15 protein-coding genes and 3 tRNA genes are annotated in these 12,505 nt (G+C 49.3%); 7 read left to right on the top strand and 11 right to left on the bottom strand.

Annotated elements, in window-relative coordinates:
- The coding region (locus tag E5987_RS13185; protein WP_237178776.1) for a hypothetical protein at nucleotides 1-236 on the top strand (236 nt) is incomplete at its 5' end.
- A 64-nt stretch (nucleotides 237-300) separates the two neighbouring features.
- Here the strand turns inward: E5987_RS13185 and mscL are convergent.
- From mscL to hemA, 8 genes are all read right to left on the bottom strand, one after another.
- On the bottom strand, nucleotides 301-774 hold the full coding sequence (gene mscL / locus E5987_RS11895) for a large conductance mechanosensitive channel protein MscL (RefSeq protein ID WP_160336297.1): 474 nt from the start codon (nucleotides 772-774) through the stop codon (nucleotides 301-303).
- Nucleotides 775-892: 118 nt separating this feature from the next.
- Nucleotides 893-967, bottom strand: a tRNA-Thr gene (locus E5987_RS11890).
- A 68-nt stretch (nucleotides 968-1,035) separates the two neighbouring features.
- Nucleotides 1,036-1,110 (bottom strand) — tRNA-Thr (locus tag E5987_RS11885).
- 90 nt (nucleotides 1,111-1,200) lie between these two features.
- Nucleotides 1,201-1,572 carry a stringent starvation protein B gene (locus tag E5987_RS11880; RefSeq protein ID WP_160336296.1) on the bottom strand — a complete coding sequence of 124 codons (372 nt, stop codon included), beginning with the start codon at nucleotides 1,570-1,572 and terminating at the stop codon, nucleotides 1,201-1,203.
- Nucleotides 1,573-1,575: 3 nt separating this feature from the next.
- Entirely contained in the window at nucleotides 1,576-2,181 is a 606-nt protein-coding gene (locus E5987_RS11875; protein WP_160336295.1) for a glutathione S-transferase N-terminal domain-containing protein, read from the bottom strand.
- 116 nt (nucleotides 2,182-2,297) lie between these two features.
- The gene (gene prmC, locus E5987_RS11870; protein WP_160336294.1) at nucleotides 2,298-3,101 is read right to left on the bottom strand and encodes a peptide chain release factor N(5)-glutamine methyltransferase; all 804 of its coding nucleotides are present in this window, start codon (nucleotides 3,099-3,101) and stop codon (nucleotides 2,298-2,300) included.
- A 6-nt stretch (nucleotides 3,102-3,107) separates the two neighbouring features.
- Complete coding sequence (gene prfA / locus E5987_RS11865; RefSeq protein WP_160336293.1) at nucleotides 3,108-4,193, bottom strand: peptide chain release factor 1; 1,086 nt, start codon at nucleotides 4,191-4,193, stop codon at nucleotides 3,108-3,110.
- 109 nt (nucleotides 4,194-4,302) lie between these two features.
- Nucleotides 4,303-5,592: a glutamyl-tRNA reductase gene (gene hemA, locus E5987_RS11860; protein ID WP_160336292.1), complete on the bottom strand. Its 1,290-nt coding sequence runs from the start codon at nucleotides 5,590-5,592 to the stop codon at nucleotides 4,303-4,305.
- A 146-nt stretch (nucleotides 5,593-5,738) separates the two neighbouring features.
- Between hemA and E5987_RS11855 the strand changes: the two genes are divergently transcribed.
- The gene (locus tag E5987_RS11855; protein ID WP_160336291.1) at nucleotides 5,739-6,308 is read left to right on the top strand and encodes a hypothetical protein; all 570 of its coding nucleotides are present in this window, start codon (nucleotides 5,739-5,741) and stop codon (nucleotides 6,306-6,308) included.
- Here E5987_RS11855 and E5987_RS11850 read toward each other — a convergent pair.
- The gene (locus tag E5987_RS11850) at nucleotides 6,247-7,038 is read right to left on the bottom strand and encodes a hypothetical protein (RefSeq protein WP_237178835.1); all 792 of its coding nucleotides are present in this window, start codon (nucleotides 7,036-7,038) and stop codon (nucleotides 6,247-6,249) included. The genes E5987_RS11855 and E5987_RS11850 overlap by 62 nt on opposite strands.
- 168 nt (nucleotides 7,039-7,206) lie before the next feature.
- Nucleotides 7,207-7,282: transfer RNA gene (locus E5987_RS11845), tRNA-Phe, on the bottom strand.
- A 162-nt stretch (nucleotides 7,283-7,444) separates the two neighbouring features.
- Between E5987_RS11845 and E5987_RS11840 the strand changes: the two genes are divergently transcribed.
- A complete protein-coding gene (locus E5987_RS11840; RefSeq protein WP_160336290.1) occupies nucleotides 7,445-8,242 on the top strand; it encodes a DsbC family protein in 798 nt (265 codons plus the stop codon).
- Nucleotides 8,243-8,322: 80 nt separating this feature from the next.
- Nucleotides 8,323-8,775, top strand: coding sequence for a thioredoxin fold domain-containing protein (locus tag E5987_RS11835; protein ID WP_160336289.1), 453 nt, complete (start codon nucleotides 8,323-8,325; stop codon nucleotides 8,773-8,775).
- Here E5987_RS11835 and mltA read toward each other — a convergent pair.
- Nucleotides 8,772-9,953 (bottom strand): murein transglycosylase A, encoded by a 1,182-nt coding sequence (gene mltA, locus E5987_RS11830; protein ID WP_160336288.1) that lies wholly within the window; start codon nucleotides 9,951-9,953, stop codon nucleotides 8,772-8,774. The two genes, E5987_RS11835 and mltA, sit on opposite strands and share 4 nt — an antisense overlap.
- Before the next feature lie 197 nt (nucleotides 9,954-10,150).
- On the opposite strand from mltA, the gene rpe reads away from it, so the two are divergent.
- Genes rpe through E5987_RS11815 form a run of 3 tightly spaced genes read left to right on the top strand, consistent with a single transcriptional unit; the run spans nucleotide 10,151 to nucleotide 12,215 of the window.
- Entirely contained in the window at nucleotides 10,151-10,840 is a 690-nt protein-coding gene (gene rpe / locus E5987_RS11825; protein WP_160336287.1) for a ribulose-phosphate 3-epimerase, read from the top strand.
- Nucleotides 10,837-11,520 carry an HAD-IIIA family hydrolase gene (locus tag E5987_RS11820; protein ID WP_160336286.1) on the top strand — a complete coding sequence of 228 codons (684 nt, stop codon included), beginning with the start codon at nucleotides 10,837-10,839 and terminating at the stop codon, nucleotides 11,518-11,520. Before rpe ends, E5987_RS11820 begins: the two co-directional genes overlap by 4 nt.
- A gap of 2 nt (nucleotides 11,521-11,522) precedes the next feature.
- Nucleotides 11,523-12,215 carry a uracil-DNA glycosylase gene (locus tag E5987_RS11815; RefSeq protein ID WP_160336285.1) on the top strand — a complete coding sequence of 231 codons (693 nt, stop codon included), beginning with the start codon at nucleotides 11,523-11,525 and terminating at the stop codon, nucleotides 12,213-12,215.
- The last annotated feature ends 290 nt before the right edge of the window (nucleotides 12,216-12,505 follow it).

The following is a 12,505-nucleotide window of genomic DNA, read 5'->3' as shown; positions in this document are numbered from 1 at the left end:
TCTTTGTCACGTATTTAGCTCTGAGTTTAAGACTGATGCTGCATAAGCGGATGCAGGACGCCAACATTGACCCTGAGCAAGCTCCACGCCTGATAAGTGAGCTTAATGCATTAACTGTCTATAAGTTCGCTCCTGAGGGCCAAGTCACATATCTCTGGCACGAGATCCCAAAGCGTTACAAGGAACTTATGCAGAAGTTGAAAATAAAAATCCCCGCCCCGATTTTTGTAATCTAGGAGCGGGAATTCAGGTAAAAAGCAGAGCCCTCCATTGCGGAGGGCTCTGTCTTTGGAGATCAAATTAATTCTTTTTCTTAAGCTCATCAAGAATCTGTCTGAGCAGCAGAGTGTCTTCCGGTGTCGGGGCAGGAGCCGCAGCCTCGGCTTTAGCCTCAGCTTCAATGCGTTTTCTCAGAGAGGTCAGAGCCTTGAGCATACAGAAAATAACGAATGCCAGAAGAATGAAATTAATGACCGCTGTGAGGAAGGCGCCGTAGCCTAGGACAGAGGCCCCAGCTTTGGTGAGCGCATCATAAGTCATCGGCCCTGTATAGTCGGCGGGCATCTTCATGACATAGAAAAGGTTGGAAAAATCCGGTTTTCCGATGAGCGCGCCAAGAATCGGATTGATGACGTCTTTAACAAGGGAACCGATGATCGAGTTGAAAGCTCCGCCAACGATAACAGCGACCGCTAAATCGATGACGTTTCCTTTGGAAATAAAGGCCTGAAACTCTCTGAAGAATGTTGAAGCTTGTTGTTGGACATTAGCCATGATGACCGCCTTAAACGTTACTGAATAAGACGAATTATCACCGAAGTACGTTATCTTTGAAAGTGACAATGCCCTTTGCGGGTAAAAGAAAACGGCTCCTGAAAGGAGCCGTCGAAACTGGTGCCCACTGACTGACTTGAACAGACGACCTACCGCTTACAAGGCGGTTGCTCTACCACTGAGCTAAGCGGGCATCGGAAAAGCGAAGCTTTCCACATTAACTGTTTTCAACCATCAAAGCAGATGATCGAAGGAATTCTTTGGTGCCCGCTGACTGACTTGAACAGACGACCTACCGCTTACAAGGCGGTTGCTCTACCACTGAGCTAAGCGGGCTAACCGAGACGTGAATTTTACACAAATTTTTGAAGTTGTGTGCTGAAAAAAAGGAGAAGCGTAACAAAATGAAAGCTTCTCCTTTTTTAATCAGTCCACACGAGTGAAACCGCGGCGGGGCGCGGGTTCTTGGTCAGGTTTAAGTTTGACCTCGAACGGGATGCCAAAGCCGGTCTCTCTGACAAACACCGCCTCTATGTTGCTGACGGGAACCTGAATACTTTCAGCGACACCGTTAAACGTTGCGTCAAATTTAACGAAATCGTTGCCAAGCTCCAAATTCCGAGCGGCATACGGTCCGATATTGAACGTGATTTGCGAACCGTTTGCGTACGCTCTGGGCACGGAAAGCTGCGGATCGTTGTTGAGGATCACGTTGATCTGCGGAGTCAGACCGTTATCCATGCTCCAGTCGTAAAACGCGCGAAGAAAATATGGCGTTAAAGAGGTTGTTTCTTCCATTGATTACTTCCGCATGACCCGTTCAGAGGGAGTAAGCGCCTCAATGAATGCCGGGCGGGAGAAGACTCGTTCGGCGTATTTCTGGACAGGCATACCGGCTGCCGGAAGTTCAATGCCGTAGTAGTTCAGTCTCCACAGAAGGGGAGCCAAAGCGATATCAAGCATTGTGAAATCGTCGCCGTTCAAATATTTTTTCTTAGCTACGAGCGGGGCAAGAGAAGTCAGACGGTCACGAATGGTTTCTCTGGCGGCGATGCGCGCTTCATCAGGGCTGTTGCGATTTTCAAGGGTATGTACGTGCTTGAAAATTTCTCTCTCAAAATTGAAGAGAAGCAGTCTTGTTCTTGCTCTTTCAACCGGGTCAGGCGGCATCAGCTGAGGATGGGGAAAGCGCTCGTCGATATATTCGTTGATGATATTCGATTCATAAAGCACGAGATCGCGCTCGACGAGAATCGGCACTTCGCCGTACGGGTTCATGACATTGATGTCTTCAGGCTTATGGTATAAATCGATGTCACGAATTTCAAAGTCCATTCCTTTTTCGAAAAGGACAAAACGACAGCGCTGGGAAAAAGGATCAGTGCTGCCGGAGTAAAGAACCATCATATCTAGGGTCTCTCTGCAAAAAAATAAAAAAGCTTTTGAAATTTTAAACGATTCGTCTAAGAATCCAAAATAAAAATAAGATGTTAGGTACCTAAAAAGGTGCCTTTGTCGGCCGTTTAGGTCCTGCACCAGACGGTGAAACGGTCGTTCCCGCCGTAGTCCTTATGCGTTTTGCTGCCTTCCATGCCAAATTCAGAAAAGATACTGCGAACCGACTCGCCTTGGTCATATCCGTGCTCGAAGGCAATGATATGCGGATTGAATTTCAGCGACTTAGCTTCGGAAAGAATCTCTCTGTAGGCGGCAAGGCCGTTTTCTTGCGCAACCAACGCGTTCTGCGGCTCGAAAGTCAGCGCTTTTAAATGCGGATCCCGGCTGCGGATATAGGGCGGATTGGAGACGATTGCTTTCAGATCGAAATGACCGACGTAAGGCTTCAGCCAACTTCCTTCCAGAAAACGCACGTCTGCTTTGAGGCTGACAGCGTTTCTGCGGGCCGTTTCAATGGCGCTTCTGCTGAGATCCGAGGCAAGGACATCCAAATCAGAGCGTTCCAATTTCAGTGTTTCGGCAATGCAGCCGCTTCCTGTGCCCAGATCGCACACCTGTATGCCGTGAGGGAGATTTTCAATGAGCCACTCAACCAAACACTCGGTGTCCGGGCGAGGAATGAGCACAGACGGACCGACTGAGAAGGTTCTGCCGTAAAACTCCTGCACACCGGTAATGTACGGGACCGGAATTCCCGCCAGCCTTTTCTGTTCGACTTCGCGCAGTTTCTCTAACGCCTGAGGCGATAGGACATTTTTGGAATGCGTCATTTGACGGATTCGATCCAGTCCTGTCACGAATTCAAAAAGAACACGCTTATCCGCAGCCTCAAGCGGACTTTGGACAAGCCATTGTTCTACTGTCGTCATGCCTGGTTAGACCGAGCCTTCGCTCAAGGCAGCCAACTGTTCGGCCTGGTGTTCTGAGGTCAGAGGCGTGATGATGCAGTCAAGATCGCCGTCCATGATCTGATCAAGCTTGTAAAGCGTGAGGTTGATGCGGTGATCGGTGACACGGCCCTGAGGATAATTATAGGTACGGATGCGTTCGCTTCGATCGCCGGAACCCACCAGAGATTTTCTCATGGAAGCTTCCTCAGCCTGCTGAGCGGCAACCTGTGCGGCATGGATACGTGCGACAAGAACACCCATCGCGCGTTCTTTGTTTTTGTGCTGGCTTCGTTCGTCCTGACATTCCACGACGATTCCGGTCGGGATGTGCGTAATTCGAACCGCGCTTTCTGTTTTCTGAATATGTTGACCGCCGGCGCCCGAAGCTCGATACACGTCAATTCTCAGATCCGAGGGATCGATCACAACGTCTCCTATCTCGTCGGCTTCAGGAAGAACCGCGACTGTACATGCGGACGTATGGACGCGTCCCTGAGACTCGGTTTCCGGAACACGCTGAACGCGATGTCCGCCGCTTTCGAATTTGAGCTTGGAATAGGCGCCAAGTCCGATGATTCTGACAACGACTTCTTTGTATCCGCCAAGATCGGACGGGCTGGCCGAGACAAATTCAACCTGCCAGCCCTGGCGTTCCGCATAGCGTGAATACATGCGGAAAAGGTCGCCTGCAAAAAGGGCGGATTCATCGCCGCCGGTGCCGGCACGGATTTCCAAGAAAATATTTTTATCGTCATTCGGGTCTTTAGGCAGAAGAAGAATTTCAAGTTCTGCGGAGACCTGTTCAATCACTTTTTTTGCATTGCCGATTTCTTCAGACGCGAATTCCTTCATCTCAGGGTCGCTTAGCATTTCGTTAGCAGCCTCAAGATCCGCCTCGGCTTTTTCAAATTCTTTGGTTTTCTGAACAATGGGTTCAATTTCCGCCCTTTCTTTGGAGAGTGCGCGGAATCGATCCATATTGGAGGCGATATCCGGGTCCTGGAGTGTTACATCAATTTCTTCCAATCTTCTGGCAAGTTGTGCCAGCTTGGAGCGCATAGATTCTTTCATAAAAAAGACAGTAAAAAATTTCTTGTGATTCTAAATAAAAAACTCATTTACGCACGACAAAAAACCTTCAAAATGGTGAAGGTTTTCAATGAGTCGGGTGATTTTTCAGCTAGCGGCCGTGGTAATGGTAGAAGCGCTGAAGAAGATCGAGGACTTTCTCGTAGTCTTCTTCCGAAAGGCTCTGTGTGTTGCGCATAACGGTCAGAGGGTCGTGAATATATTTCTTCATCAGACCTTTGGACATCGTTTCGAGCACATTTTCCACGGACTCTCCTTTGTGGAGCGCTTTCTTTGCCTTTTCGAGTTCCATCATTCGGAGATCGTCTGCCCGCTTCTGCAGCAACAGAATCTGCGGTACAGATTCGCGGGAGGAGAACCAGTTTTTGAATTCCTCGACTCTCTTGGCAATTAATTCTTCCGCAAGAGCAACGGCCGCTTTTCTTCCTTCCATGCCGCTCTGCACGACTTTGCCCAGATCGTCGACGGTGTAGACATAGACTTCATCAAGAGAAGAGACTTCCTGTTCAATATCTCTCGGGACTGCAAGATCCACCATGAAGATCGGACGGTAGCGGCGCTTTTTAACCGCGCTTTGCACCATACCGAGACCTAGGATTGGGAGTGTGCTTGCTGTACAGGAAACAACCACGTCGTAGTTATGCAGAATCTCGGGCAGTTCAGCCAGTGATACCGCATTGGCGCCTACCTGATCAGCCAGAGCCTGAGCTCGTGCGACGGTTCGATTGGCGACGGTTACCTTTTGAGGGTTCTGAGCGCCGAAGTGCGCAGCGCAGAGCTCAATCATTTCGCCTGCGCCGATAAAAAGAATGTTCGACTCAGAGAGCGAGCCGAAGATACGATTGGCGACACGGACAGCGGCAGCTGCTAAAGAGATGGAATGCGCACCGATTTCAGTGGATGAGCGGACCTCTTTTGCGACGGCATAGGTCTTTTGGAAAAGCTGGTTTAAAAAGAGACCGAGACCGCCCGCGTGCGAAGCGGTTTTAACGGCTTTTTTCATCTGACCGACGATCTGCGTTTCGCCCAACACCATGGAATCAAGACCGGAAGCCACCCGGAAAGCGTGACGAATGGCGTCGTCCTGCACAAGGAAGTAGAGCTGCTCCTCAAGTTCTGTCAGACTGACATGTTTGCTCTGAACTAAAAAGTCCTGAAGAGATCGGAATGCGGCAGAAGGCTCTTCGGCAGCGCAGTAAATTTCCGTTCGGTTGCAGGTGGAGAGGATGGCAACTTCCTTGATGCCCCCGCAGGCAGGCGCGCCGAACATCGCCCGAATCATATTGATGGACGATTCCAGTTCTTCGGGACCGAAAGCCAGCTTCTCTCTTAAAGATAACGGGGCCGTTGTATGGTTTAAACCAAGGATGAGCAGATTCATCGTAATTAGTCGAAAATTTGCGAAATTGTATTCTGAAAAGACCAAAATAGGCCCTTTTTATACTCGCGATTCGTTTTTATATTAAAAATATAGAATTATTCAGAACTTAAGTTTAACGGACACAAGGGAATATTCGGAGGCGAACCATGACGGTTGATAACGAATTTGCACGAGAAAATCATCAGGGGGCGCTCACAGAATATGAAATGCCGGCGGACGAAGCCGCGATCCTCGATGCCGCGAAACGCTGCAAAAAACTTGTGACGGAGCGGGCGCTGATGAGCGCGGGACTGAATCTTCTTCCGATCCCGGGCGCCAGCGTTGCGGTCGATGTGAGCTTAATGCTCGAAATTCTGAACAGCATCAATCATGAATTCGGTTTGACGCCTAATCAGATTAGGCATCTGACTCCGGATTCACGGCTCAGACTTTTTCAAATGATTACTGCGACGGGAAGTTCATTTGCCGGAAAGTGGATCACAAAGCCGCTCGTGATGGCAGTCCTGCAGAAACTCAGCATACGTCTGACCGCCGCTCAGGCGGCAAAACTTGTGCCGGCCTTAGGTTTGGCCGCTTCCGCGGGAATATCATTTGCAGCCCTTAAATGGGTTGGAGACCAGCACATTAAGGACTGCGTCAATATTGCCAAAAGGTTTAACGAGCAGGGTTTTGCGCGGGCTGAGACGCGGCGGGATCAAACTTCGCAGCGGGCTTAATCTGATAGTCAGGCTGGCTGACAGGGATTAAGAATCCGTTATGGATTAAGGCCTGCACGATCAATTCAGCGTATTCCTGGAATGTCGTGTTGGCAGGCTTTGCTCCGAGTACGGTAGAAAAAGATCCTGTCCAAAGAACTTCAGCGGTTTGAGCACTCATCAGTTCGGCGTTGGTTTCAGCGATTTGCTGCTGAGTCACAGAGGGCGGAATCGCCCAGCCGCCCCAGAAGGGATCAGGACCGAACGGGCCCGGACCAAACGGTCCGCCCCAGGGACCAGGCCCCCAGAAAGGATCTGGCCCCCAAGTCATTCCGGGGTTGTAGATCACATTGGTTTTAATGCCTCTGCTTTTCACGACCAGAATATCGCTCGCCTTGATTTTGCGTGCCGCTTTCATCAGGGAGGAGACATTAAGCGAGTTTCCGCTGACCAGTGACTGTGGGTCAGATAAATACTGATAGCTTGGCTGAGCCGGTATTCCGTGAAATGCTAAAACGTTCGATGCGACATCCTCGAAAATTCTGCGGCTGGTCGGATTGTCAGAAAGATCTGCGACCAGGATTCCGGTGATCGTCTTTTGTTCAAATGTGGCTGAAGGGTTCACCCACTGTGCATCGATTGTTGTCGGATTTGAATCCTGCGGAGAGATCGCGCAGCCGGACAAAAGGGCTGTAGCCATACTGCACAGGCATATTGCTGCGGTCTTTAAGCGAAGCGTAAACAGATTCATAGCAGATTCCATCTTTAATATGCCTCTATAGTGCCGCTTCCGAAGTGATTAGTGCCGTTTTCAGCTCTATTTTGAGAATGAAGCGGCCGATGAGTTTCGGCAAGCCGGGGGAGGAATTTGTGCGGAAATGAAGAAGGCCTCGCAATCAGTGCGAAGCCTTCAGAAATCTGGTGGCTAGAGGCGGAATCGAACCACCGACACGCGGATTTTCAATCCGCTGCTCTACCAACTGAGCTATCTAGCCGTTTTTCGTTTCAGAGCCGCAAACTATACACGAAATCTATCTTTTGTGTTGAGAAAGAGAAGCAAAAGATTTGTATAGTGTATCAACTGATTTCAAAGCGGTTCCATTAATGGAGCTTTCAGCTTGTTGGGATACAAATTCGGAAAATTTATCGGAGAACACATGACTACACTTAGGAAAATCTCTGCCGCTCTTTTTTTCAGCGGTTCTCTTGCCTGCGGAGCGGCCCTTGCGCAGTCCGCGGCACCGACTCCCGCGGTCCAGACTGATGCCGCTTCGCAGCAGCAGTCATCCGAGGAGCCCTTCACACTGGAAGGTTTAAGAAAAAAACTGATCGGCAGGCTCGGAACGAATGTCAGCGAAGTGTCGGAGACTGCGTTTCCCGGGCTGTATGAGGCCATTGTAGGTCCCGATATTCTCTACACGGATAAGAATGCAGATTTTCTTATCATGGGGCAGCTTTTTGATACCAAGACGCAGAGAAACTTAACTGCAGAGACGAAAGACCGTCTTAACAAGATCGATTTCTCAGCGCTGCCCTTGGATGACGCGATCAAAGTCGTACAGGGGAACGGGTCAAGGAAGATCGCGGTTTTCTCCGATCCTTACTGCACATACTGCAAAAAGCTTGAAGCGACTCTGAAGGATATGAACGATGTGACCATCTATACGTTCCTTTATCCTGTGATTCGCGCCAATTCCCGTGAGCAGAGCGAAGCGATTTGGTGCGCGAAGGACAGAGGAGCCGCTTGGCGCGCGCAAATGATTGAAGGCAAGTCTGCCGCACCTAAAGATCCGAAGTGCGACACATCGGCTCTGGACAGAAACATTGATTTAGGCGGAAGACTTCAGGTCACCGGAACTCCGACGGTCTTTGTTCCGAACGGGCAGAGAGCGCCGGGGGCGGTAAGCCTGGAATACTTAGAAAAGATGCTGGCAGTCGAGCCTAAGAAAAATTAACTCTCGGTATGGGCTGATTTGAACAGCTAAACCTCCCAAGCGTTTTATATTTGAACGAAACGCAAAGGGAGGTTTTTTATATGGAAAAATTTGATTTTGATGCTTGGCCGACAGATGACTCAATTAAGATCAAACTCGGTGCCGGTCAGTACAAGGTAGCGGTTTTTGTTGATCCTAACTGCCCATGGTGCAAGCGTTTTTTTGAAGAGGACATCGACAAGCTGACGGACATCGATTTCTATGTTTTCTTAACATCCGTGTTGGGAGAAGAATCGGAAGAGCTTTCAGCAGCGATTTACGCCTCGAAGAATCCGCATGAAGCCTGGAAAAACTGGATCATGAATGAAGAAAAGCCTAAGGCCGCAGCCGGAGAGGCGCTGCGCGAGATCGTTGACCGCAACACCAAACTTTTTGATGAGCTGAAAAACGAAACCGTCCCGGCCGTTTATCTTGGCAACGGGGACGGCCCGTTTGGTTTTATGACTGCTTTAGAGCTTGTCTCCAAGATTGAGCATCTCTGTAAAAAACTCTAATTTGGTCTCACACCTTTAGGAAGAAGAAGCCAAGCGCTGACGGAGCTCTTTTGCCGCCCTGCTTGGCTGCCTGCTTCATCTCCAAAGCCCCAGAAGTAATCAAACCGAATAGGGCCCTTGATAGCGCCGCCCGTGTCCTGTGCGACAACCGGTCGGACGAATTCAAGAGCGGGAGAGCTTTGGGAAACAGACACGAGAAGCGGCGTACCCAGAGGGATATATTTCCTGTCAACCGCGACGGAGGCTTTGGGAGTTAACGGCAGTCCTTGAGCGCCGATTGGTCCTTCATCTGCGTTATCTGCCTCACGCGGTTTAAAGAAGACAAAACTCGGATTTTGATTTAAGAGTGTGTCGACCTTATCCGGGTTTTGGAACGCCCACGCTCGAATATTCTGCATAGAGAGTTCGTGCCGCTTCAGATAGCCTTTTTCAACCAGCCATGAACCTACGGCCTTGTAGGGATGGCCGTTCTGATCGTCGAAACCGACGCGGATCATTTTTCCGTCTTCAGTCTGCAGTCTTCCCGAACCCTGAATTTGCAGGAAAAAGACGGCGACAGGGTCTGAGCTCCAGGCTATCGCGTTTTTATCCAGATCGTGGCGCTTGATGATTTGAGCGCGTGAATCATAAGGAACGAGTTTTCTGCCTTCTATCTTTCCGCGCAGACGCATCCCTTTTAATTTCGGATACAGAGAGGCGAGATCCACAATAATCAGATCATCCGGCGTTGAAAGGATCGGAATAGTATGTTTGGCGGTGCGTACAGATGAAACTTTGAGCATCGGCTCGTAGTATCCCGTCATCAGACCTTTGTCGGATTTAGAGTAAACCGTTCCGGTTTGTTTGCCGATAACCTGTGTGGAGATTTGCCAGGGAGTGAAATTATTCTTGAAAAAGGATTCAGCCTCCGAGCTGTCCGTGCTTTGAGCCTTGAAGCAGACATCTTTCCAGTCGGCCTTCTTCCCGACAGATCGGCATGAAACCTTGAATGCAGAGAGCGCGGTGGCCCAATCTTGCGAGTCTGACGAAGGCAACTCGTCAAAAGAGCTGATCTCATAACGAACCGCTTCTTCAGTCGGTTCCGTAATATCTTCTTTCTTCGTCGTGCTTGAACAGGAGCAAAGCAGAAGTGCCGCCAGGATAGAGACGGGCAGAAGAGTTTTTCTTTCGAATGTCATGGTTGCATGGTAAACGCAGTGATTTGTAGGGATTGTATGAACATTTCGTTTAAAACGCGAGACCAAAAAGCGATTTGAGGCCAAAGATTCAGGTTCGTTCACTGCGGCTATCAGAAAAATTCAACAACAAAACCTATGCCGTACAGCGAGTAAAGGCGTTCTGTCTTAGCGATAAAATTGCGAAAAAGGAGTTTTATATGGACAAGTCGAAATTTCGTATTGCACCTTCAATTCTTTCAGCGGATTTTGCCTGTCTCGGTCAGGAAGTTCGAGACGTTGTGGCGGCCGGAGCTGATTGGATTCACTTTGATGTGATGGACAATCATTATGTTCCGAACCTGACGGTCGGCCCGATGGTCTGTAAGGCTTTGCGTCCTCATACAGAGGCGCCGATTGATGTTCATTTGATGGTTGAACCGGTTGATGATCTGATCCCGATGTTTGCAAAAGCCGGAGCTAATATCATTACTTTCCATCCGGAAGCGAGCCGACATGTTGATCGGACTCTGAACCTGATTCGCGAGCACGGATGCAAATCAGGTTTGGCGCTGAATCCTGCAACAAGTCTGGAGTATCTGCACTATGAGCTCGACAATGTCGATATGGTGCTTCTGATGAGTGTGAATCCCGGTTTCGGCGGTCAGTCTTTCATTCCTACGACGATTGGCAAGCTCAGAGAGTGCCGTGCTTTATTGGATACCTATGAAGAGGCGACCGGCAGGAAAGTCCTCTTGGAAGTAGACGGCGGTGTTAAGGTTTCGAACATTAGAGAAATCGCACAAGCAGGAGCCGATACATTTGTGGCCGGAAGCGCGATTTTTAATCAGCCGGATTACAAGTCCGTTATCGATTCAATGCGTAAAGAGCTGGAGAATATTTCCGAATGAACGTGAAAGACGTAAGAGCCGTCTTATTCGATCTTGACGGGACATTGATTGACACGGTTAAAGGTCTGACACAGCTGGTCAACCTTATGCGCAAAGACTTTGGAAAACCGCCGTTGTCCGAAGAAATCGTGGGACGCTATATCGGAAAAGGCATGCTTGTTTTAGTGCGCCGGGCAATGACGGAATCGATGGATGCTCCGCTGGACGATCAAATTTACCAACTCGCAGTGAAGAGTCTTTTTTTGCATACCGAGAAGGGGGAGTATGACAAAGGAACCATCTACCCGGGAACAAAAGAGGTGATTCAGTCTCTTAAGAAAAAGGGACTGAAGATTGCAGTGGTGACAAACAAACCCTACAACATGATGCTTGAAGTTTTAGAACAGGCGGGCATAAAAGATTTGTTTGACGTCATTATCGGAGGAGATTCCGCTTCTTCTCCCAAGCCCTCGGGGGCACCGGTTCTTCTTGCGTGTGAAAAACTGGGTGTCGAGCCGGGGCAGGCAATAATGGTTGGAGATTCCGGTAATGACAGTCAGTCTGCCAAGGCTGCCGGTGTTGCGTGTCTGCTAGTGTCCACGGGCTGGAGCGAAGGAATACCGCTGTCAGAAATCGCAAAACGGGACGGGGCAGAGGCGATTATTTCGACCTTATCCGAAGTTTCTAAATTCATCGGATAACTATGCTTGGAATAGAAATACAAAATCGATGGAAAGAGACCGTCAAAAAATTCGCCAACTCACCGAAAGGCCGAATGCTGGAGGCATTTCTGCGTCAGGAAAGTGAACGCGGTGCGGAAGTCTACCCGCCGAATCCCTTCCGCGCGCTGCAGCTGGTTTCACCGGAATCCGTACGTGTTGTTATTCTCGGCCAGGATCCGTACCATACGCCCGGAGTGGCGGATGGGCTGGCATTTTCTGTTGGCCCCGAGAATCGTCCGGCTCCGAGCCTCAGGAATATCTTCAAGGAAATTCAGAGAGAATACGGTCCGCATGATTTTGTCAGCGGAGATTTGACCGGCTGGGCAAAGCAAGGTGTTCTGCTTTTGAATTCTGTTTTTACAGTGAGAATGAAGGAGCCGGGCTCACATGCGAAGAAGGGCTGGGAACTTCTCTCCGACGAAATTATTCGTGAGACAAGCCGGCAGGGCAGGCCGATCGTGTACATGCTTTGGGGCAACCATGCGAAGAAAAAGCGCGCACTCATAGAAAGCTGCGGCGGAAGTGCTCTGATTCTCGAAAGCAACCATCCCTCGCCATTGTCAGCGACAAAGGCGCCTGAGCCGTTTATAGGGAACGGTCATTTCCAAAAAGCGAACGAATGGCTGAAGCAGCATAATCAGCCGACGATTGACTGGCTGAATACCGATGCCTAAAAAGAAACATTTATAACCCGTTGATTAAGCAATAAAAGTTAACCGACAAATGTTTCTAATTGTAAAAATATAGAGTTTTGGTTGACAGCTATAAAAATCATCTTCATAATTCGCATCCTCGCTGATCAACACGACAGCGAAAACAAAGTTCTTTAAAAATTTATCGACGACCGATAAGAGCGGGCGCTGAAGATTTAAGCGGATTTAGAAGATTGAATTCGCGAAGAAATTTTTAGCTCGCACTTATTGGATGAAGGAGTAGAAATACTCCGTCAAACACCAAGAGAGTG

This window comes from Parasutterella muris (genome assembly GCF_009767915.1).
In the GTDB taxonomy this organism is placed as follows: Bacteria; Pseudomonadota; Gammaproteobacteria; order Burkholderiales; family Burkholderiaceae_F; genus Parasutterella; species Parasutterella muris.
Note: the sequence above shows the minus strand (reverse complement) of the source record. Positions and strands in the feature narration are given on the sequence as shown.